This window comes from Pedobacter cryoconitis (assembly GCF_014207135.1).
GTDB lineage: Bacteria > Bacteroidota > Bacteroidia > Sphingobacteriales > Sphingobacteriaceae > Pedobacter > Pedobacter cryoconitis_D.
On the sequence record NZ_JACHCC010000007.1, the window covers coordinates 1 to 20,999 of the forward strand.

A 20,999-nucleotide genomic window follows, 5' to 3' on the forward strand; every position below is an offset into this window, starting at 1 on the left:
TCCGAACAGAGAAGTTAAGCCCACCAGAGCCGATGGTACTGCGGTAACACGTGGGAGAGTAGGTCGGTGCCAAATCTTAAAGAAAGCCTGTAGGAGACTACAGGCTTTTCTTGTTTATAACCTTTTTGTTTTCCCCCTTCTTTCCTTAGTTGGCCATATTATTCCTAAATTGGACTCAGGCTATTCATCCAATATGTATAATTTACTCCGCGAGAACATCGAAAAACATATTCATCTGACGGATGAAGAATTTGCACAGTTTTCTGCCCCCTTTTATTTACAGAAGGTACAGAAGAAGCAAATGCTTCTGCGTGAAGGAGAGATCTGTAAATTCGAAGGATTTGTCAATAAAGGATGCCTCCGGGTTTATTACCTGGATGAGATGGGTTTTGAAAAGGTCTTATACTTTGCCGTAGAAGGATGGTGGATCACTGATATAGATAGTTTCACCAATCAGGCACCTTCCATACTCAACATCGAAGCCTTAGAAGATAGTGAAGTACTCATGATTACCTATCCCTATAAGACAATACTTTATGATACCCTGCCGAAGGTGGAGAAACTGTTCCGTATTATGACACAGAAGACCCACGCAGCTTTACAACGCAGGATGATCTCCTCACTAAGTAAAACCGCTGATAAACGTTATATTGAATTTGTCACCAAATACCCACAGCTGGAACAAAGGCTTTCACAACAGCAGGTAGCAGCATATCTGGGGATATCCCACGAATTTCTAAGTAAAATCAGAAAAAAGGTAGCTAAATTAAGGTAGCCCTCATTTTTTGAACTAGTTCAACTTTTCCCGGTTGCAGGCGCTATAACTTTGTGTTCATATTAAAACACAATTTTATGCAGAACTTTAAACGCTTATCTATTTTTATGCTTTCTGGCTTTCTGGCCGCATCTGCAATAGCAGCTTGTACTCCTGCGGGAAATAATTCTACCGACCCATCAGTAAGAAATCCTGAACATGAACTGATCGGCAGAACGGGTAAAATTACCTATCCTGGTTTCCAGGCCGAAGTGCAATATATCAATGATTCTACCATTCACTGGAAAACAGTAGATACTAAAGGAACTGTGGCTGAGGAAACAGAACACATTGCCTATAAAAAACTGGATGACCATTTGTTTTTTCTGAACTGGATGGAAGAAAGTGGTCTTACTGTTAGCCAGGTGATCAATACGAAAGATCTGGAGGTAACGGCTTATCTTACTTATAAGGATGCAACTGTACCATCTGGGCGTAAAACAGAATACCTGCATGGTAAATTTGAATATATCAACAATCACTAATTTTTAATTATACAACAGATATGAAATTGATTTATGTAATGGACCCGCTTTGTGGCTGGTGTTACGGAAATAGTAATCATACATTAGCACTTTTTGAAGCTTATCGTGAAGTCCTGGATTTTGTAATCATCCCGGCAGGAATGTGGGCAGGGCCCAATACCAGAATACAATCTCCGCAGATGTCTGCCTATTTCCGTAAACACGATGAAAGAATAGCGCAGCTTACCGGGACAGAGTTTGGAGAGGCTTATTTTCAATTCCTCCAGTTAGAAGAAGTAAAACTGGATAGTGAGATCCCTTCAAGAGCTATAGTTACCGTACAGGAGTTCTGGAATGCGGAGAATGTCCATTTTATGGTGGCTTTACAACAGGCAAGATATAAATATGGTAAGGATCTGAACTTAGAGAAGACTTACATTGAAATCTGTGAGCAGACTGGAATAAACAGTGCTGAATTTCTGCGTCACTTTAACAGTGAGTCGATGAAGGTAAAAACTCAGGAGACCTTTAGCCAGGCTATGCAATATGCCTCTTCTTATCCTACTTTATTGTTTGAAGAAGCTGATCAGCTGACTTTGTTAGAGCAAGGCTATTCTTCTTTAGCAGAGATCAAAAAGAACATCGGTCAGCTGATCGAAGAAATTAATACAAATCTTATCTAAATAAAAACTTATGAAAACGAATCTGATTTATTCCCTGCTTTTGCTGACTTTCATCGTTTCGAAAGCCGATGCACAAATAATTAAAAGTTTAGAAACCAATCCATTAAAGCTTACGGTGTATAATGCGCCGGAAACCAGTTTGGGCGTTGCTTCTGTTCTGGTTAGTGGTAAAACCGATGTGATCCTTGTGGATGCGCAATTTACCCTGCCTGATGCAGAGAAGGTCGCCACAGCGTTGAAGAAAAGCGGAAAGAACCTGAAAGCTATCTATATCAGTCACGGTGACCCTGACTTTTATTTCGGTCTGGAAATTTTCAAAAAATATTATCCGGAGGTGATTGTTTATGCAACGGCCCAGACTGTAGATCATATCAAAGCTACTGCACAAGGTAAACTCGATGTATGGGGACCACAGTTAAAAAATGCTGCGCCAAAAAATGTTGTTTTACCTCAGGTATTAAAAGATAACACGCTTGAACTGGAAGGGCATAAACTGGAAATACTCAGCACAGAGGCTTCACCAGAAAGATCATTTGTATGGATTCCATCTATTAAAGCAGTTATTGGAGGTATTAATGTTTTTGGCGATAATTTCCATGTCTGGTTGGCTGATGATGCAACTACGGCAAAAAGAGTTAACTGGATTGCTGTTCTGGATAAGATAATCGCTTTGAATCCTGTTGTAGTTGTTCCTGCTCATGCAGCAGCTGGTGCAACAATGAACCTTACTTCTGTGAAGTATACTAAAGAATATCTGCAAACTTATGAAGCAGAGCTGCTGAAAGAAAAAACTTCTGCAGGTTTGATTGCTGCTTTGAAAAAGAAATATCCAAATGCTCAATTTTTACTGGCGCTGGAGCTGAGCGCGAAAGTTAATACTGGTGAAATGCAATGGCACTAATATAAACCAGATTGAAATAAAAAAGGAAGACCATTTGGTCTTCCTTTTTTATTTTGTAGTTAATGCGGTCCCATTTTGCTCAAAGAAATAGATAATCAGCATGATTGCTTTCTCTTTGGAGGTGTTTTTAGGAGTATGTGGCAGACGGCCATCAAAAAGCATGGAGTCTCCGTCCGAAAGGCTATAAGTCTGATCTTCAAAAATGTAGTCCACCTTTCCGGATAAGATATACTTGTACTCAAATGCTTCAGTAACGACCATTGGACGGCTGGCATTAGGTTCTAATTCAAGTAAGACTATATCAACGGTTGAGTTTTTGAATGTTTTAGTGAATATGCGCTGATAAAGAAACCCCAGTGCCTGTTCTTTTTCAAAAGACTGGTACTCATCTTTTCTCTTAACAATTACCGGGCTGAGCTGGCTGTTTGCAGAAATGTCTTTGAAAAATGCATTCAGATCAATGTTAAGCGCACTGATGATATCGATAAGTACCATTAAAGAAGGAACTGTACGGTTATTCTCAATCTGAGAAATCAGGCCTTTGCTTACACCTGCAAGGTCAGCAAGTTCCTGTACCGTAGTGTTATGCTCTCTTCTGATTTCTTTGATCCTGTTACTTATTTTAAGTATGATATTTTCTTCCATAAGGGGGGCAATTGCTCAAACTTAAGGAATTTGGCAGAGTTAAGTTGTTAATAAAGGTTAAAAACTGTCAGACCAAACTCATGTTTAAGGATTGCCCGGGAATTGGCAGCCCGGGCAACAATGAGCTTTATATTTGATTTTAAGATTTGATAATAGCGATTAGTTCTGAGATATTATCAATGATATGGGTAGGATGGAATGGCTCCAGTTCACTTCTGGTGAAAGCTCCTGTGGTAACGCCAACGACATATTTACATCCGGCATTGATCCCTTCATTGATATCCACTTCAGTATCTCCGACTTTAACTATCAGATCTTCCGGCTGGATATTGAGCCTGGTTTTAATCTGGTTGATCATATCGGGATATGGACGGCCGTTTTTCACTTCGTCACTGGCAACCATGATGTCAATTTTGTCTTCCCATTGCAAACGGCTGATGATCAGATCCGCAATGTTTTTAGAAAAACCCGTGTCCAAGCCTATTTTGATACCCATCGCTCTCAATTCTTCAAAAGTGTTTTCAACATTTGGAAGTGGTTTGATTTCCTGAGAATGCGTGTAGAAATCTATCATTATATTGACAAATTCGGTGTGTATCTGATGGATAATCTCCTCATTGATTTTTAGCACATCCGTCTCGTATTTATCCAGCATCATTTGAATGGCCAGTGGTTTTTCATATCCCATTAAAGGGTTGACATCTTCGAGCTTCACGTTATACCCATGTTTTTCCATGGCTTGCTGAAATGACTGGGCTACGTAATTTTCATCACTTACGGTTGTACCGGCCATATCAAACACTACTAATTTTATTGACATTATTACTAATTTTGTTGTTTACAATTATATGGCTTTGTTTACTTATACTAAACAATTTTGTGTTATCTAATTGTTAAGTTTTTCCTGGATTACCGTTTATTAAATGCTTCTGTGACTGGTTTTCCTCTCCAGCTTTGTGGTTCTTTCAAGCCTAATAGCCAGGCAATAGTTGCAGCAGTATCATAGGTAATAATGACGTCTTTAATTTCGTGATCTTTAACTACGCCAGGGCCGTTGGCAATCCATGGAATCTGTACTTCGTCGAGTGATTTACCACCATGTCCTTTACCGGTACCACCATGATCCGCCGAAACGATAATAACAGTCTCATCTGCAATACCAGCTTTTTTTACAGCATTAATGATTTTTCCGATCCGTTTATCGAGGTTTTCCAATTCTGCGTAATAAGCAGGGGTACGATGACCAATATTGTGCCCTGTGCCATCTGGCTCGTCAAAATGGATAAATGTTAAGAGTGGCTTTTCTCTGAGAATGATTGAAGCAGCTGTATCGGCACAGAAATTATCATTGTCCTTTCCGGCAACTACAAAGTCGATAGCCTCTTTCTCAATCAGCGGTCCGATACCTGGCCAGCTGTAAATTACGGCCGTTTTTGCATGAGGTTTTTGTGCTCTGATCACACCGAAAATGCCTGGAAACAGTCCGTAAGAAGATTTAACGACAGATGGTATTTCAGGAACGGCACTTCCCCATTCGGTATAACCATGTTCGGTAGAGCCAGCTCCCATCAGCATGGATGCCCAGTTGACAGCACTTGAGGATGGCAATACACAACGTGCTTTCAGTGACCACGAACCTGTGCTCATTAATTGTTTCAGGTTTGGCATTTTGGCATCAGGAACAGCATAAGCGCCAAACCCATCGCAGCCGATCAGGATGATATGTTTAACATTTTTTGGCTGAGCTTTCAGCTGAAAGCAAGCACAGAGGATAACTAATGTGACTAGTACTTTTTTCATTTTTACTGTTTTTTGGTTTATGAACAAGTATAGCAAAACTAAACTTAGTTTATAAATATTATACTCAACTTTTGTTAAGTATTTGTAAACAATCAGGTGGATTTTTCCCTGAATAATAAAATACTGTTGATCATCATAAAAACGGCTGTCCCTCCGTGGATAAGCAAATGAGGCCAGTCACCACTGCCATTTGCGGTAAGAACCAGTAGACAATCCGTAGCCGGTATAATAATGGCTGTAGAAAAGATAAATGCAGTAACCCGGGGCGACCGTATCCATAAGGGGTAAAACAGTACCAGTCCTGAAAAGATATCCCGGATACCTTTTATACTACCATATAAGCTTGATTTTCCGTCTGGAAGGGGAATACCAAAACCAATGGCAGCTACGCGAGGGGAGAGGATATAACGTAATCCTATAAAAATAATACCAAGAGCTGTGATTAAGGTCAGCCAATAAGAGAGGGAGCGAAAGCCCCATTGATAATTTTTCATCGTTTTCTTTTTTATAGGTTCATGAATTTGAACTAAACAAAAATCAGGAACAGAAAAGCGATGGTCGTTCACCCAGGTTAATTAATGCTGACCCGAGATTCTTTTTCTGATACGGGATAATGACTGAGGTTTGATCCCTACATAGGAAGCGATATAATATTGTGGTATTCTTTGTACCAGGTCGGGATAAATATGCAGGAATTGCTGATATCTGGTAGCCGGAGGATCGGTATACATAGAGCCTAACTGTTTGATCGCTGTGACAAAGACATACTCTATGGCTAACCTTCCAAATCTTTCACCTTGTCTGATCTCGGCATACAGACTTTGCAGTTTTTCATAGCTGATGATGAACAACCGGGTATCCTCTAATGCCTGTATATATCTGTCGGAAATGGTCTGAGGGATAAAACTCATATAATTACAGACAAACTCGCGTTCTTTACTGAAATAGATTGTCCTTTCGTTACCATCATCGTTGATATAATAACGGACGAGCCCTTCGCGGATAAAGGCAACATGTCTGCATACTTTTCCTTCTTCTAACAGGAATTCTCCTGCTTTTAAATCTAATGGTGAAAAGAGCCGGCCTATTATGATTTCTTCTTCCGGACTGATTGTAATATAGTTTTGAATAGCTTGTATTAATGTCTCCATAATAGATGAAGATAATCAGAATTTTGTGTTTACTATGGTTGAAAATAAGCGTAAACGGATCGAATATTTTCTTTAAATTGGTGTAGATGTTCTTTTTAGCATAGTAATTGTGTTGTTTTCGTTCGATATCATATTTTAAAGCCCAAAGCCTTATGAAACAAAAATTACCACTGCCTTTATGGACAATTGTAACACCTGTTCTGGCCTGGCTGGCCTATTTTGGCATTTCGCTTAATCTTGGCGCATTGTATACTATTTTGCTGGCTGCTGTACTGATTGGTGGTGTGCTGGCAGCTGTGCATCACGCAGAAGTGGTTGCGCATAAAGTTGGAGAGCCATTTGGTACTTTATTACTGGCCCTGGCTATTACTGTTATTGAAGTTGCCCTCATTGTTTCGCTGATGCTGACTGGCGGCCCGGATGTAGCTTCGCTTGCCCGCGATACTGTACTGGCAGCAGTGATGATTATTCTGACCGGTATAATTGGTTTAAGTTTACTGGTGGGAGGGGCTAAATTCAAAGAACAGGTATTCAGTTTGCAGGGTGTAAGTGCTTCACTGGTTACGCTGACTGCAATTCTGATACTAACCTTAATTCTTCCGAATTATACAACCAGTACACCTGGTCCGCAATACACACAAACCCAGCTTATTTTTGTAGCGATCATCTGCCTGGTTTTGTACGGTTCTTTCATTATGGTCCAGGCGATCAGGCACCGTGATTATTTTTTACCGCCCGAAGCTGAAGATGGGAATGAAGATATACACGCTGATCCACCTACGGGAAAAGTCGCAATGCTGAGTGCATTTCTGTTGATTTTATGTTTAGGAATCGTTGTACTGCTGGCTAAGGCACTGGCCCCGGATATTGAAAAAGCAGTGGATAATTTTGGTGCTCCCAAATCGCTGGTCGGGGTGATTATTGCTGCTGTAGTTCTATTGCCTGAAGGGTTGGCAGCTTATCGGGCGGCTAAAAAAAACCGTTTGCAGACCAGTCTTAACCTTGCATTGGGTTCTGCCCTGGCAAGTATTGGGTTAACTATACCCGCAGTAGCTATAGTATCCATTATAACGGGTATGAGTATTAACCTGGGAGTTGATATGAAGGCAACTGTACTGTTATTACTGGCTCAGTTTACTATCATAATTTCTCTGGCAACAGGTCGTACAAATATATTGCAGGGCATTGTGCTGCTGGTTATTTTTGCGGTTTACCTTTTTACCATTATTGCACCGTAAAATCGGGATATGATAGAAATCCTGTTGATTATGGGTAAACATAATCAACAGGATAATGAATAGCCAGGTTACTTCAAGCAGATAATTTGTTCAATGTAACTGTAATTGCCTGTCCATTGACTATCATAGATAGTTTTTTCGTAGGCAGTTAAAGAGATCTTGCCACATGGAGTTTTTACACCTGCTGTACCAAAGCTGAAATTAGCTGATGTGTTAGCCGTTCCGTTTACGGAGCCTCCAAAACTGCTGACTAGTGAATAACTTAGCAAATGTGCATCATAAACAGAATAGGAACCTGTAATGGTGTCTCCAACTTTGTAGTGTGAACAATCACCTGCATCATTAATCTGTAAACTGATAGCAGGTGAATTGTTATCCATCTGGATGTATTTGGTAAATAAACCGGCAACGCCTGCTATTTCCAGATCGATTCTTAAAAGGTTATTGGTGCCAGGGCTGAACCTTGCCAGTACGTTATCAGTATTCTTATCAAAAGTCTGATAGTTATAGTAGAAAGTTACCGGATCTGCCTGAACATTAGTATATTGGACGTAAGGAGGGGTTGGTAACCAGCCCACAGCGGTAAAGTCATTGTTGACATAGTGACTGGCCAGCGTACTCATATCGGTGACTTTAATCCTGTACTGATGTCCGACAAAAGATGGTCCCTGTACAACGATAATTCCACCAAAAGGACTGTAATCGTTAACAGCTACCTGATTTAAGGCAAATTTTGCCCCAGGAATAGTTAAACCGTTTACATCACTGATTTTATCTACTGTTATACCGCCTAAAATATTAAACAGTGGTTTCAGTACGCCTGATCCGACACCCGGTTTAATCTGAATATAGGTATCCAAACGGTTTCCCCAGTAATCCAGTTTATCAGGATCAGTCACTGAAGGAGCAACAGCCCATGATAATACGGCGCGTATTTTAACAACTTCCGGATTTGCACATAATTTCCTCATTTTATTAAAATCATAAGGAAGAATGGCTGCATAAGAAAGCCCCTCTTTAGGAATGTTATTGATATCATGTACATTTACTGTAGTTGTGCCTGCGTATTCCCATTTACAGTTGTTTCCCCAGTCAACCCAGAAAGCAACATATTCAAGACTGCCTTTGCTACAGAGATCACCAGAATAACCCGCAGCTCTTTTAATTCTGAACGAGGCTACAAATTGTTCCAGATTGTAATCCAGCCCGATGCTTTCCAGTTGTTCATAAGATACATCTGCACTTGTTTTTTCAAGTTCGCTCAGGATTGCACCCAGATCAATTCCATTTTGCTGTAACTGACTTACTTTCTGATTAATGATCTCTTCATTGTAACTTTGAATAACTGGTAATGCGCTATGTAGCCCATATCTGCCTGGTGTTACATAAGTTTGACCTTTGTATAAGTCTGCGAGTGTTTTTAGATCAGGAGCAGCAGGGGTTATAGCTGATTGTGATTGCTGAAGGGCTGCTTCTCCACCAGGGATCAGTTTAGCTGCATCAGTAATTTTAAGTGTTGGGTGCAACAGGGTAAGTTCAACTAATTGCGAAAAAACCGGGTTCTCGAAAATGATCAGTTTGTATGGTTTGATCTGGATGAAATCATCCACTGTATTTCCCCATACCGAGATATAATTCGGATCATTGGCTGGCGGAATTTTGTTCCATTCCAGGATTGCTCTTGCTTTTGGTAATACATGTACACTGCATATATTCGTTTTTGGGTTTATTTTTAGCGATGCAGCATAATTTAATGGCTTCTCAGGACTTTTCTGACAATCAACCCCAGTAGGAATATCATGTTCATTTACTGCCGAGTAACCCTGGTCCTCCCAGCCTTTACCATAGTCAAGGTAGAAACGTACAAAGGCAAAGGAGCCATCTGTACAAAGGTTTCCATTGTAACCATAATCTCTTTTTACAGCGATGATAGCTTCCAGCATCTGGAAATCCGGATTATAGGCTACTTTTTGAATTTGTTCGTAAAAAGTGTTTCCTGAATAAGCAATAATGCTTTTTTGAATCTGCTCGAACTTTGTTGAAGCAGAAAGGGACTTAGCGGCATGAAAAGCACTGAAGCCGGTTCTTAAGTCCTGAAGTTTTTGTTCATTGTCGTTCATGATCTTAAATTTTGTATTTGCCGGGTAAATGGCAATAAAATAAAAGCCTACTCTTTTTTCCCTTTTCGGCTTCCGGGGTTTAGTCTGGTTCAGAATGGTTGAATCAGCTAATCAAAGCTATGTATGGAAGGGAAGAAAAATGGGAGTGCATATACCTGACTTTATGCGTGGTTATACGCAATTTAAAGGAGTACAATTACTTTAAACTGGTTTTGAGAGAAGAGAAAGAGGAGCAGGAAGGAAGTTTAACAGCGTACGTCTTCTTCTTTAATAATATTGTTTTTGAGGGCGAAGATGACTACACCAGCAATGTTTTTTGCCTGTATTTTCTCGAGTATCTTCACACGGTAGCCTTCCACAGTGCGCTTACTCAGAAAGATCTGGTCAGCGATCTGTTGTGTGGTCTGCTGCAGGCATATCAGTTTGATAATAGTTTTTTCCCGGTCGTTTAAGTTCACAGCGGGCTCCTGCATGGCATGGGGGTTAAACTTACTACGCACAATCATGGTCGCCAGCAGAAAAGAGGTCTGGGAGCAATAGTAGTTTTTATTCTGGTAGACAGAAATGACAGCATCTATAATTTCATCTTTGTGGGCATTCTTAAGCAGGTAACCTTTTGCTCCTGCTTCGAGCATTTCAATAATCAGATTTTCCTCATCAAACATGGATAACGCAATTACGCCTATACCAGGATGAGCTGCTAAGATATGTTTTGTACTCTGGATACCATCTACAGCCGGCATACGAATATCAGTTAATACGATATCCGGATTTTCACGGTCGACTACCTCCTGTAATTGCTGGCCGTTTGATGCCCTGCCACAAACGTTAAAACCCGGATGACCGGATAACATCAAGGCCAGACCATCCAGAAAGATCTCATGATCATCAGCAATTACAATATTGATATTATAATACATGCTTCCTTTGAAAAATGGATTAGATAGCTGATTAAAGTTAAAAAAAATAAATGGTCATTTATGATGCCGGTACCTTTATAATTATTCTGCACCCTTCATCTTTTGCCGTGATAATTTTTAGAGAAGCATTGATAATCTCACAGCGGTTTTCAATACTTTTTAACCCTAATCCCAGGGATAGTTGCCTGGTATTATACAAGTCGAAACCTTTACCATTATCTTCTGAAGTCAGGAGTAAACCGTCAGGCTGATTACTCATGAACAGCTTTAAGCTAGTGGCACCCGAATGTTTAATAGTATTATGTACAATTTCCTGAATTACGCGGAATAAGTGGATCTCTATTTTTTGGGGGATGATAATATCCTGTGGGGCATCGAAATCAATTTTAAGAACATTAAGATCCGAAATCCGGGCTATATATTCTTTGATGACCAGAGTCAGGTTATTCCTGTCCAGGCCGCCGGGCAGGAGGTTATAGGATATCTCGCGTAAATTTTTGATAGTTTCATCAATGTAACCTGAAGCTTTATCCAATGACTGCTTATCAGTCTCATTGATAACTGTAATACTGTGCATGTATAATTTTACGGTAGATAACAGCGGTCCTAGACTATCATGCAGGTCGTTTGCTATCCGTTTACGTTCCAGCTCCTGTATCATAATCTGAGCCTGAATTCTTTCTTTTTGCAGTTGAATGTATCTCTTATTATAACGCATCACAGATACCACAAAATAGATGATCACAATAGCCACCAGTATTGAAGTGATAATCACCGTATAAAACAATTTATCTCCCATTCTTCAAAAATTAATTTCCAGGTTCAGATCCCTCTGAATCATGATTTTATAATGTCTTCTTTTCTGCGGGGAATGAAATAGATCGCTACCGCATATAATAGGTTTATGGCAAAATTGAGATAACCGAAACCTATAATTATTTTATTCGCTACTGCTGATTCGGCCGAGTCAATGGAGAAGGAGGCTTCGTAAATAATCTGGTAAATAAAAATAATAATAAATCCCAGGCAAATCAGGAACCTGGGATTTTTGACTACTGTTTTTTCATGATAAAACATCATGGTATTGATCTGGTCAATACTTAGGATCGCGATAATAAATGCATAGAACTCTCTGAAATAAGGACTAAATGTATTCAGATTAGCATATATGATGGTCTCTGTAAACCAGAAGGTAATACAAAAGGCGGCTATATAAATGTAGGACCGTTTGCGTCTGTACAGATTCTCCCATAGATATAGCTGATATAAAATCAGGCAACACTCCAGTAAACTGTAAATTTTAATTACCGGAGCGTTACTGATTCTAAAGGTGTTAATTAAAATAAAACTGGCTGATTCTGCTAAAAGACCAAATAATAACACAGTGAAAAAGGGAAAATATATTTTATCGGGTCTTCTCAGGAGTACCATACCTGTTATAATGGGTATCAATACAGACTGGCTCAGCAGGAAATTCGTCAGAATATTCATTTGGGAATATTTAATCTATTGGTCCGGTTTCACTACAAAGCGTAGGACAGCGCTGTCCGGATTCTAATGCGATGGCATCATTAGCTTCATTGCTGGTGAGCCTGACTAATTTACCATCACTTCCGGTAATGTCATTGCCTTTGTCATTGACAGCGACCAGTACAAGTCTGATCTGCCCTTTTTTGTCCTCGCCAAGGTAAATCCTCATTCCTTTAGCTCCTTTCTGATCTAAAAGCGCAGCCAGAGCGTCACGGTTGAATTTTTCAGCTAAAGGCAGGTTAAAGTTTTTATCCAGGAAGGTACTGTCTCTAAGTTGGCGGCTTAAAACAGTTTTTTCCTGTCTGAAATTTGCAGTCAGCCGGGCTGCATCACGAATGGAAATGATATGCAGTTTTGCATTTGTCGGGTTATAAGGAATTTGAGGATCAGATTCATTTCCACGCCTGCATTGAGAGAACAAAAATGCAATACCAAGCATCATGCCCATTGAAAATAATGTTTTTGGTGATTTCATAATTCGTTGTTTTTTAATATGTTAAGTTAGATTAATAGTATATTAAGATAGGTAATAGTTTTGGATTGCCAGTACAATATCTGAATAAGCAGCTGCGAAAACAGTTTAGTATTATGATGTGTCGTGAGGGGGAGACACGGGTTTGATAAATTCAGTCCGGGGGTGCCTTTAAAGATTGATGAATTTCAAATAGTGTACAATTGGTTTTTATTTTGTAAGTTCCATTTTATAAACCAGATATTCCAGCAAAGAGCTGATGGATTATGGTTTCAATGTAAACAGAATTATCAGGAGGAATAAGATTATGCGCCTACAGGCAAAGCCCGGAAATAAAAAATCCTCTAGATTTTTACATCTAAAGGATTCATAATCAAGTAGCGGGGAGCAGGATCGAACTGCCGACCTCAGGGTTATGAATCCTGCGCTCTAACCATCTGAGCTACCCCGCCGAAGGGTCTTATTTTTTAAAGAGTTGCAAATATAGAATAAAATACTTTTCTTTAGAAAAAAAAGAAAAAATAATTTACAAATAACAAGATATAAGCGATTTAAGATGTCAGAAAAGAAAAAATTTACACTAGAATATGAGTTGAAATCGTCTCCGCGTATTTTGTTTAGCTTTATAAGTGAACCAAACGGGTTGTCCCAATGGTTTGCTGATGATGTGGTTTTCCGTGATCAAGTATATACTTTTACCTGGGACGATGAAGTCCAGAAAGCAAAAATGTTAAGTTTTAAAGAGAATAAGATGGTTAAGTTCAAATGGATTGACGATGACCCACACTGTTATTTTGAGATGGAAATTGTGCAGGATGAATTAACAAATGATGTAGCTCTTTCTATTACAGATTTTGCTACCGATGATACACTTAAAGAAAGAACACAGATCTGGGATAACCAGATAACTTACCTGCATAGTGTAATTGGTGCATAGGATTTCAGATCCAATGCCTACATTTGTACATTGAAAAAGATCCATATACTGCTTCTTAAAGCATTCATAAGACCATTTATCGTCACGTTTTTTATTGTGATGTTTATTTTGCTGATGTTTTTCCTCTTTAAATATGTGGATGATCTCATCGGAAAAGGATTTGAATGGTATACTATAGTAGAGCTGATGTTTTATGCTTCTGCTGCCAATGTATCTATGGCTTTGCCACTGGCCATATTACTCTCTTCGATTATGACCTTCGGGACACTGGGGGAGAACTATGAGCTGGTAGCCATAAAGTCTGCGGGTATTTCCCTGCAAAGAGCAATGCGGCCGTTACTGGTATTGATTATCGGGATAGCTTTTGCTTCTTTCCTGTTCTCGGAATATATGCTGCCCAAGGCCAACCTGAAGTTTGGGTCCCTGTTATGGGATGTCAGGAATAAAAAACTGTCTTTCCTGATCAAGGAAGGGGTATTTAACAATAGTATCCCCGGGTATTCAATCCGTGTCGATGAGAAAGGGAAAGATGGTACCTCGCTGAAAGGGATCATGATCTATGATCATACCGGTAATAATGGAGTAGCTAAGATTATTGTAGCTAAAAGTGGTACAATGAATACCACTAAAGATAAACAGTACCTGGTATTGAAACTGAATGACGGCGTGCGGTATGAAGAATCAAGCGGGCAAAATTCAGGTTACGATCCAAGGCAACAACTGACCAGGATGCGGTTCGGACAAACGGAGCAGAAGTTTGATCTTTCCAGTTTTAAAATGAACAGGACAGATGAAAATAGTTTCAGGTCGAACAATCAGATGCTGAATCTGAAAGGACTGACACATAAAAGAGACTCTCTCAAAAAAGAACTGGATAGCGTGGATCGCTTTGCGAGATTATCCCTGAGCAGTTATTTCAAACAGAATAATTATACTAAGGGGTATACTAAACTTAAAATTGCACCGGTAAAGGTAGGGGCGACAATTCTGAACAATATTCCAGTCGATAAAAGGGCAACTGCTGTGCAGTCTGCACTGGACCAGGCCAATTCTATTAAACAGACCACCGATGGGAGGGTACCGGATCATGATGACCGGATTGTTAACCTGATCAGGATCAGGATAGAGTATCAGCGAAAGTTTACACTGGCTGTTTCCTGTCTGATGTTATTCTTTATCGGAGCACCTTTAGGAGCAATTATCCGTAAAGGAGGGCTTGGACTACCGGTTGTAATGGCAATCATTTTCTTCCTTTTCTATCATATTATATCTACTGTGGCTGAAAAATCTGCTAACCAGGGGAATATTCACCCTGTCGTCGGAATATGGATGGCCGTCATTGTGTTATCACCCGTAGGCGCGTTTTTGACTTATAAAGCCACTGTGGATTCTGCTCTCTTTGATATAACTTATTATAAGACACTGTTGCTAAGTCTTTTCAAGAGGTTTAAAAAGCAGAAAGCATCATAGTTTTCGGTCCGCAGTTCCTTACTTAACGATGATATTTTTAGCTAAATATTATCCCTTGAAGGTTGTAACTTTGTTTAAGAATCTTACAAATGAATTTAATGAAATATTCTTTGTTTAAGAGGTATTGACGCCAATGGAAATTAAACTTAATGCAATAGAAGATGCTGTTGCTGATATAAAAGCTGGTAAAGTTGTAATTGTTGTAGACGATGAAGATCGTGAAAATGAAGGCGACTTCCTGACTGCAGCCGGTAACGCGACGCCTGAGGTAATTAACTTTATGGCCACGCATGGCAGAGGCCTTATCTGTGCCGCGATTACTGAAGAAAGATGTGATGAACTGAACCTGGAACTGATGGTAGGTAAAAATACTGCAGCATATGAAACTAATTTTACTGTTTCTGTCGATTTGATCGGTTATGGTTGTACCACTGGAATTTCTGCTTCTGACAGGTCAAAAACAATTCAGGCACTGATTAATCCGGCTACTACTCCCGAAGAATTGGGCAGACCAGGACATATTTTTCCTTTACGTGCCAGAGATGGTGGTGTGTTAAGACGCGCCGGTCATACTGAAGCAGCCGTAGATCTGGCCAGATTAGCCGGGATGGAACCTGCAGGGGTTTTAGTGGAAATCATGAAGGAAGACGGGGAGATGGCTCGTTTGCCTGATCTGGTGAAGATTGCTGCACAGCATCAGCTGAAAATAATTTCAATCAAGGACCTGATTGCTTACCGTCTGAAAAATGACAGCCTGATCCGCGAAGAAGTTACCATTAACCTACCTACGGAATGGGGTGATTTCAAAATGACTGCTTATACGCAACTGGAAAATAATGCTACACATCTTGCTTTAAGTAAAGGTGAGTGGACGGAAGATGAAGCTATACTGGTTCGGGTCCATAGTTCTTGTGTAACGGGAGATATCTTCGGTTCATGCCGTTGCGACTGTGGGCCACAGTTACATAAGGCACTACAGATGATAGATCAGGAAGGTAAAGGAATTGTCGTTTATATGAACCAGGAAGGCCGTGGTATAGGACTGGTCAATAAATTATTAGCCTATAATCTTCAGGATGCCGGTTTTGATACCGTTGAAGCAAATATTAAATTAGGTTTCAAAGGAGATGAACGTGATTATGGAGTTGGTGCACAGATCTTAAGGGCACAAGGTGTTAGAAAAATGCGCCTGATGTCTAATAATCCGACAAAAAGAGCCGGATTGATTGGTTACGGTCTGGAAGTTGTGGAAAATATCCCGATAGAGATCAGCAGCAATACACACAATGAAACTTATCTGAAAACCAAAAGGGATAAGATGGGGCATACTATAATGAAGGGCTAGGAGTTGCATTTTGCAACTTCTTTTGCTCCTCGGTGATTGCATCTTTATTTACTACATTCTGTTTTGATTTTTTAGATTGCTGGTCTTTTTCTTCCTGTAGCTTCTTTTGAATCTTGCGGTATTTACCAGTCATCTTCTGAACAAATTCTCTGAAATTGTCAAATTGCTGTGAATAAATTAACCCGAATGAAGTTACATTCATGCTCGGGTTGATCCCTGTATTCACGAAAATACTTTGCTGTGTGGGTGGTTTATTGGCGAGTTTTCCAATTAATGTACCATCTTTCCGGATGAGTGCGAGAACCTCGACCTCACTGCCCACACTATTTCTTGAAAACCCTATGGGCGACAGATCGCTTGTACTTCTGTTATCGATTACACCCGCATTGACAATGATCCGGTTATTAAAGAATTTAAAAGAAGCACTTGCTTCACTTAAAGACCGTATATTAATATCTACGAAATCGAGATTAAGTGAAGACAATACGTTGTTGAACTGGTTGAAAAGAAGTTCTGTTGCTGTACTGGCTACTCCCGAGGTCAGCTGTTTACCTAAATCTTCGCGGCCTGCTCCCGGAGCAAAACTTCTTCTGATGATTAAACTGAATGCCTGAAGGTTCAGGTTGTTCGGGTCACTGAAGTAAGCTTGAAGCTCTTCTTTAATGGATGGATTGGAAGGAAAGAAAATATCCAGTTTGATATCTGGTTTCAATAATAATCCGCTTAATCCCATCTCAACTTCCACAGGAACCCTTAAATTGGCGTTACTGCTGGATACGTCCCTGTTAGCTGCGGTGTAAAGGTCGCTAAGACTCGCTCTAAGCTCATAAATGGCCTTCAACTGTATTTGTGCCTGGTTGGGATTTCCGGTCCATCTGATGGTTCCTCCCTGTCTGATGTTGAATTTCTTGTTGATAACCTCCTGAGCGGTAAAGTCAAAACTTCCTGATTCAATGATATAATCACCTGACATCTCAAAATCACCCAGGCTGTTAATTTCAAGATTGAGGTCTGCATTTCCTTTTCCGCTTAAATTACCCAGGTTGGTAAACAGATTTGCTGTACTGCTTGGGTCTACCTGGAGTTTGAAGCTCATGGTAATCCCGTCAAAATTAGTTGCTTTTTTGACGTTCGCTGCCGTATCCTTACTCAGGAAGGTAATGAAATCCTTACTGGAAACAGTTTCAGAGGTGTTTAAAGGAAGATTGAATACGGTGCCTTTTTCTGTTTTTGCGTCAATACCAATATAAAGTTTATTGGTTGGCCCGCGGAAGATAAAAGTACCGGTTGCATAGGCCTGTCCAAAATATAACTCATTATCTTTTATCGTTGTATTTAAAGCCATAAAGTCTTTGGCCTTAATCGTAATGTCTAGAGTGGGTGTATTGATCTTATTCAGATCTACTGTGCCGTTGGCGGTAGCAATATTACCAGCCGTGTCTTTTAGAACAAGGTCTTCAATGTTAATTACGCTATGCTCAACATTTATTTTATCAGACAGTGTATAGGTTGTCTTTAAATAGTTAACCATGACCTGCGCATTATTAAGCGTGACATTTCCATCAATCTTTGGTGCATCAAATGCCCCTTTTACTGTCAGATTGGTAGAAATTTTTCCCTTAAGCTTAGATACCAGGTCGCTGACAAACGGAGATAAAACAGCAAGTTCACTATCATCCATTTTAACAGCCAGATCCAGGTCTTTGTCTTTAAGGTTTACATGGCCATCGACTTTAAAGGTTTCCATTCCATCTCTGTCAATCCGCATGTAAGCATTGATCAGGTCGGTCTTCTGGTTGTAACCAGAGGTATCTGTCAGGGAGCCAATATAAGTATCATTGAGTGTGAGTGAATCTATCTTAATATCATCGTCAATTTTGGGCGATTTGAGCAGACCGTAAAGTTTGGTCGTCCCATTGACTTTACCTGATAACTGAACCCCTACGGTTTTCAGAAAAGGGTTTATGGTGGTTAAGTTGAATTTTTTAAAACCTACCTTGAGTACATCATTTGCATCTTCGGACAGAATCCCATCCACAGTCAGTAGCTGATCTCCGTTTCGAAGATCGAAATTACTGACCTCTGTTTTCCCGTTTTTGAAGTTGATCCTTACCTTATCCTGGATAGCCCAATCCTGACTGTTTATTTTAAGTAGAGAAGGCAGAATACTAATCCTTGTTGTGTCTTTGGCAAATTCTACCAGACCGTTTAAATCCAGTTGGTTGGCATCGTCTGCATTGGATAGTTTGACGTTGAGGGCCAGGCTGTCATTACGCAGGATGTTGGAAATATTGACGTTTTTGATATATAAACTGTCATTCAGGTCTACACGGTCAGAAGTGATAATTGCCTGCAGCTGATTAGCTGTCGTATTTTCATCAATGATAATATTGTTGGCAATTACACCCTTATATTTTAGCTTTTTAATGAAACCGTTTAGCGTGGCTATATTTTTTTCGGAATCAAAGTTTCCAACAAGCTCAGCCTGGTCTTCAATCTCCAGACCAGGTGCAATTAACTGGGCTAAAGGTTCAAAATGTTTGATATCCAGCTGAAAGGTAAAGATCTGATTTTTGAAATGTACAATGTCTGCCTGTAATGAAGGTATATAGGTTTTTGCCAGTGTTTTGTAATAGGATGGTAAGGTATTCAGATCGTACTGTCCATGTATACTTGCGTCGAGTACGTCGGAGTTTATCTTAAGTGTTCTGTCTGCACCGATACCTTTGGCCTGCAATTGAACAGAATCGATGTTATAGATTCCTTTTACGTTGTTGAGCCTTATTTTATCTATCAGTAAATTTCCCTGGATATTATTGAGGTTTGTTCCAGAAAAGTTGGTGCTGAAATTAGCATCAACCATCAGTGAATCTTTAAACAGATGCAGATTACGGAGTTTCGCCTTTTTGATAGAGGCTTTAAAATTGAAGACAGGCAGTTTTGGGTTTAAGTTTACTCCACCGTCAAAAGCCAGCTGTATATTTTTATCATTAATACTCAATTTACCGTCGAAATACTTTTTGTCAAAGGTTCCGTCGATTTTAACATTCGAGTAGCGGTAATCATTGAAATCAATATATTTCACATCACCGTTAATTTGTTCAGTAAGGGTATTCAGTTCAGTATCCTTCCCTTTTACATAGACCGAAGCTGTAATTTTTCCGAGTGTGTTTTCATCCAGCAGTCTGCCCAGGTCAAAATCATAGGTTTTTACGTTTCCGGAATAAGAGGGTACGCCTTTCTTATTGATTTTCATGTTGACATCCGAGACTACTCTTCCTAATTTGGTTTTAAATTCTCCAAAAGCAATAAAGTCGTTCTGGAAGCCTGTGAAATTCCCATTGAAATAGATATCCCCGAATTTTTGTACGATAACCGGAATCACTTTTTTCCTGTTCCCGGTAATATTTGTCACGAGTTCATCCAGATCTTTTTTATTGGTAGAAGCCATCTCGACTTTCATCTCCATAAAAGTTTCATCGAGTTGTGGCAAGCCTTTGAGGTTGAAATCTCCTTTTACATAGGTCGCCTGTCCGGCTTTTACCGAAAGTTTTTTTGCTCTGAGATCATTAACTAATCCTGTAATCTGGCCGTCTACATCAATATTCAGGTTCATTTTCGAGACTTCAGAGGCAAAATAGGCAACGTCTTTTGATTCGAGGTGACTATTTTTGAAATGAGCCTTCATCCTTACTTTATTGACATAGTCATTAAAGTCGTTGTAATCATGAAACTTCATTTCAAAGTAATCTGAAAGACGACTTTTATTGGTAACGAGAAGGAGCTTTTTAAGTTCTATCTTGTTGCTGTCGATAGTGGTAAATGCAGAGAGGTTTTTGAGGTAAAATCCGCTTTTCTCTTTAAAAGTCAGATTCTTTATATTAGCCTGCACCAGATGGTCGGTCGTATTCAGTTTCTCAAATATACCGTTCAGGTTTTTGAGTTCGACATCATCAAAATTGACACCATTAATGACGGTATCAGTATTCAGGTTTTTATATTTGAGCTGAATGTTATTGAGGATTACTCTGTTGAAAGTGATTTTATAAGGTTTGTTTTTCTTTTTAACTGTCGTTGTCCCTGAATCAAAATAATCAATAATGAAATCCAGATTGGTTCCTTTATTTTTTCCTTTGTACGACTTGAGAAAGAATGATCCGTTGTTTACCTGAACAGTATTGACATCGATAATCCGTTTTTCAAAGGAAAGCAGATTGAGGTCGACAATGAATTTTGGAGTGCTTAATAGGGTGTCTTTCTGCTGATCGAGTACTAAAAGGTCTTCAATGACTACAGATTTGAATGGTTTAAGGTAAATACTGTGTAAAGAAATGGTCGTATTGAGTTCACTGGAAAGATATGCCGCTGCTTTTTTTGCCACAAATGTCTGCACAGGACGGAACTGAAGCGAAAATAACAGAATCGCAAGCAGCAGCAGAATTGATGCAATAGACCAAAGAAGTATTTTTAATAGTTTTTTGATATTTTTGTAGCTTAATAATAAATCAA

19 protein-coding genes and 1 tRNA gene are annotated in these 20,999 nt (G+C 39.5%); 8 read left to right on the forward strand and 12 right to left on the reverse strand.

Annotated features, from left to right (window positions below; genetic code table 11):
* The 4 genes from HDF25_RS13605 to HDF25_RS13620 form a co-directional block, all read left to right on the forward strand.
* A partial coding sequence (locus HDF25_RS13605) for a Crp/Fnr family transcriptional regulator (protein ID WP_221450904.1) occupies positions 1 to 775 on the forward strand: 775 nt, incomplete at its 5' end.
* A gap of 77 nt (positions 776 to 852) precedes the next feature.
* Positions 853 to 1,299 (forward strand): MoaF-related domain-containing protein, encoded by a 447-nt coding sequence (locus HDF25_RS13610; RefSeq protein ID WP_184625584.1) that lies wholly within the window; start codon positions 853 to 855, stop codon positions 1,297 to 1,299.
* 20 nt (positions 1,300 to 1,319) lie between these two features.
* On the forward strand, positions 1,320 to 1,961 hold the full coding sequence (locus tag HDF25_RS13615; RefSeq protein WP_221450905.1) for a DsbA family protein: 642 nt from the start codon (positions 1,320 to 1,322) through the stop codon (positions 1,959 to 1,961).
* A gap of 10 nt (positions 1,962 to 1,971) precedes the next feature.
* Positions 1,972 to 2,862 (forward strand): MBL fold metallo-hydrolase, encoded by an 891-nt coding sequence (locus tag HDF25_RS13620; RefSeq protein WP_184625587.1) that lies wholly within the window; start codon positions 1,972 to 1,974, stop codon positions 2,860 to 2,862.
* Between the two features lie 48 nt (positions 2,863 to 2,910).
* Here HDF25_RS13620 and HDF25_RS13625 read toward each other — a convergent pair whose 3' ends face one another.
* The 5 genes from HDF25_RS13625 to HDF25_RS13645 form a co-directional block, all read right to left on the reverse strand.
* Positions 2,911 to 3,507: a helix-turn-helix domain-containing protein gene (locus HDF25_RS13625; RefSeq protein ID WP_184625589.1), complete on the reverse strand. Its 597-nt coding sequence runs from the start codon at positions 3,505 to 3,507 to the stop codon at positions 2,911 to 2,913.
* 139 nt (positions 3,508 to 3,646) lie between these two features.
* Complete coding sequence (locus tag HDF25_RS13630; RefSeq protein ID WP_184625591.1) at positions 3,647 to 4,327, reverse strand: HAD-IA family hydrolase; 681 nt, start codon at positions 4,325 to 4,327, stop codon at positions 3,647 to 3,649.
* An 89-nt stretch (positions 4,328 to 4,416) separates the two neighbouring features.
* Positions 4,417 to 5,307 carry an alkaline phosphatase gene (locus HDF25_RS13635; RefSeq protein ID WP_184625592.1) on the reverse strand — a complete coding sequence of 297 codons (891 nt, stop codon included), beginning with the start codon at positions 5,305 to 5,307 and terminating at the stop codon, positions 4,417 to 4,419.
* Positions 5,308 to 5,399: 92 nt separating this feature from the next.
* The gene (locus HDF25_RS13640; RefSeq protein ID WP_184625594.1) at positions 5,400 to 5,801 is read right to left on the reverse strand and encodes a DUF4267 domain-containing protein; all 402 of its coding nucleotides are present in this window, start codon (positions 5,799 to 5,801) and stop codon (positions 5,400 to 5,402) included.
* Between the two features lie 81 nt (positions 5,802 to 5,882).
* Positions 5,883 to 6,458: a Crp/Fnr family transcriptional regulator gene (locus HDF25_RS13645; protein WP_184625596.1), complete on the reverse strand. Its 576-nt coding sequence runs from the start codon at positions 6,456 to 6,458 to the stop codon at positions 5,883 to 5,885.
* A 152-nt stretch (positions 6,459 to 6,610) separates the two neighbouring features.
* Here HDF25_RS13645 and HDF25_RS13650 point away from each other — a divergent pair, with 152 nt between their 5' ends.
* Positions 6,611 to 7,696 (forward strand): calcium:proton antiporter, encoded by a 1,086-nt coding sequence (locus HDF25_RS13650; protein WP_184625598.1) that lies wholly within the window; start codon positions 6,611 to 6,613, stop codon positions 7,694 to 7,696.
* 68 nt (positions 7,697 to 7,764) lie between these two features.
* Here HDF25_RS13650 and HDF25_RS13655 read toward each other — a convergent pair whose 3' ends face one another.
* The 6 genes from HDF25_RS13655 to HDF25_RS13680 all read right to left on the reverse strand — a co-directional run bounded on the left by HDF25_RS13655 (position 7,765) and on the right by HDF25_RS13680 (position 13,190).
* Entirely contained in the window at positions 7,765 to 9,816 is a 2,052-nt protein-coding gene (locus HDF25_RS13655; protein WP_184625600.1) for a hypothetical protein, read from the reverse strand.
* 245 nt (positions 9,817 to 10,061) lie between these two features.
* Positions 10,062 to 10,736: a response regulator transcription factor gene (locus HDF25_RS13660; RefSeq protein WP_184625602.1), complete on the reverse strand. Its 675-nt coding sequence runs from the start codon at positions 10,734 to 10,736 to the stop codon at positions 10,062 to 10,064.
* A 58-nt stretch (positions 10,737 to 10,794) separates the two neighbouring features.
* A complete protein-coding gene (locus tag HDF25_RS13665) occupies positions 10,795 to 11,535 on the reverse strand; it encodes a sensor histidine kinase (RefSeq protein WP_184625604.1) in 741 nt (246 codons plus the stop codon).
* A 38-nt stretch (positions 11,536 to 11,573) separates the two neighbouring features.
* Positions 11,574 to 12,227: a hypothetical protein gene (locus tag HDF25_RS13670; protein ID WP_184625606.1), complete on the reverse strand. Its 654-nt coding sequence runs from the start codon at positions 12,225 to 12,227 to the stop codon at positions 11,574 to 11,576.
* A gap of 10 nt (positions 12,228 to 12,237) precedes the next feature.
* A complete protein-coding gene (locus HDF25_RS13675; RefSeq protein WP_184625608.1) occupies positions 12,238 to 12,741 on the reverse strand; it encodes a hypothetical protein in 504 nt (167 codons plus the stop codon).
* A gap of 375 nt (positions 12,742 to 13,116) precedes the next feature.
* A tRNA-Met gene (locus HDF25_RS13680) sits at positions 13,117 to 13,190 on the reverse strand.
* A 104-nt stretch (positions 13,191 to 13,294) separates the two neighbouring features.
* Here HDF25_RS13680 and HDF25_RS13685 point away from each other — a divergent pair.
* From HDF25_RS13685 to HDF25_RS13695, 3 genes are all read left to right on the forward strand, one after another.
* A complete protein-coding gene (locus HDF25_RS13685) occupies positions 13,295 to 13,675 on the forward strand; it encodes an START-like domain-containing protein (RefSeq protein ID WP_184625610.1) in 381 nt (126 codons plus the stop codon).
* A gap of 30 nt (positions 13,676 to 13,705) precedes the next feature.
* The gene (locus tag HDF25_RS13690; RefSeq protein ID WP_184625612.1) at positions 13,706 to 15,145 is read left to right on the forward strand and encodes an LptF/LptG family permease; all 1,440 of its coding nucleotides are present in this window, start codon (positions 13,706 to 13,708) and stop codon (positions 15,143 to 15,145) included.
* Between the two features lie 133 nt (positions 15,146 to 15,278).
* Positions 15,279 to 16,490 carry a bifunctional 3,4-dihydroxy-2-butanone-4-phosphate synthase/GTP cyclohydrolase II gene (locus tag HDF25_RS13695; protein WP_184625614.1) on the forward strand — a complete coding sequence of 404 codons (1,212 nt, stop codon included), beginning with the start codon at positions 15,279 to 15,281 and terminating at the stop codon, positions 16,488 to 16,490.
* On the opposite strand, the gene HDF25_RS13700 is transcribed toward HDF25_RS13695, so the two are convergent.
* The gene (locus HDF25_RS13700) at positions 16,474 to 20,871 is read right to left on the reverse strand and encodes a translocation/assembly module TamB domain-containing protein (protein WP_317618207.1); all 4,398 of its coding nucleotides are present in this window, start codon (positions 20,869 to 20,871) and stop codon (positions 16,474 to 16,476) included. The two genes, HDF25_RS13695 and HDF25_RS13700, sit on opposite strands and share 17 nt — an antisense overlap.
* Positions 20,872 to 20,999: the final 128 nt, after the last annotated feature.

What these genes read in the sequence shown, in the direction of transcription:
- HDF25_RS13685 (WP_184625610.1), top strand. Translation starts at nt 13,295, where the DNA reads ATGTCAGAAAAGAAAAAATTTACACTAGAATATGAGTTGAAATCGTCT.
- HDF25_RS13650 (WP_184625598.1), top strand. Translation starts at nt 6,611, where the DNA reads ATGAAACAAAAATTACCACTGCCTTTATGGACAATTGTAACACCTGTT.
- HDF25_RS13610 (WP_184625584.1), top strand. Translation starts at nt 853, where the DNA reads ATGCAGAACTTTAAACGCTTATCTATTTTTATGCTTTCTGGCTTTCTG.
- HDF25_RS13655 (WP_184625600.1), bottom strand. Translation starts at nt 9,816, where the DNA reads ATGAACGACAATGAACAAAAACTTCAGGACTTAAGAACCGGCTTCAGT.
- HDF25_RS13620 (WP_184625587.1), top strand. Translation starts at nt 1,972, where the DNA reads ATGAAAACGAATCTGATTTATTCCCTGCTTTTGCTGACTTTCATCGTT.
- HDF25_RS13665 (WP_184625604.1), bottom strand. Translation starts at nt 11,535, where the DNA reads ATGGGAGATAAATTGTTTTATACGGTGATTATCACTTCAATACTGGTG.
- HDF25_RS13660 (WP_184625602.1), bottom strand. Translation starts at nt 10,736, where the DNA reads ATGTATTATAATATCAATATTGTAATTGCTGATGATCATGAGATCTTT.
- HDF25_RS13635 (WP_184625592.1), bottom strand. Translation starts at nt 5,307, where the DNA reads ATGAAAAAAGTACTAGTCACATTAGTTATCCTCTGTGCTTGCTTTCAG.
- HDF25_RS13675 (WP_184625608.1), bottom strand. Translation starts at nt 12,741, where the DNA reads ATGAAATCACCAAAAACATTATTTTCAATGGGCATGATGCTTGGTATT.
- HDF25_RS13670 (WP_184625606.1), bottom strand. Translation starts at nt 12,227, where the DNA reads ATGAATATTCTGACGAATTTCCTGCTGAGCCAGTCTGTATTGATACCC.
- HDF25_RS13645 (WP_184625596.1), bottom strand. Translation starts at nt 6,458, where the DNA reads ATGGAGACATTAATACAAGCTATTCAAAACTATATTACAATCAGTCCG.
- HDF25_RS13640 (WP_184625594.1), bottom strand. Translation starts at nt 5,801, where the DNA reads ATGAAAAATTATCAATGGGGCTTTCGCTCCCTCTCTTATTGGCTGACC.
- HDF25_RS13625 (WP_184625589.1), bottom strand. Translation starts at nt 3,507, where the DNA reads ATGGAAGAAAATATCATACTTAAAATAAGTAACAGGATCAAAGAAATC.
- HDF25_RS13630 (WP_184625591.1), bottom strand. Translation starts at nt 4,327, where the DNA reads ATGTCAATAAAATTAGTAGTGTTTGATATGGCCGGTACAACCGTAAGT.
- HDF25_RS13695 (WP_184625614.1), top strand. Translation starts at nt 15,279, where the DNA reads ATGGAAATTAAACTTAATGCAATAGAAGATGCTGTTGCTGATATAAAA.
- HDF25_RS13615 (WP_221450905.1), top strand. Translation starts at nt 1,320, where the DNA reads ATGAAATTGATTTATGTAATGGACCCGCTTTGTGGCTGGTGTTACGGA.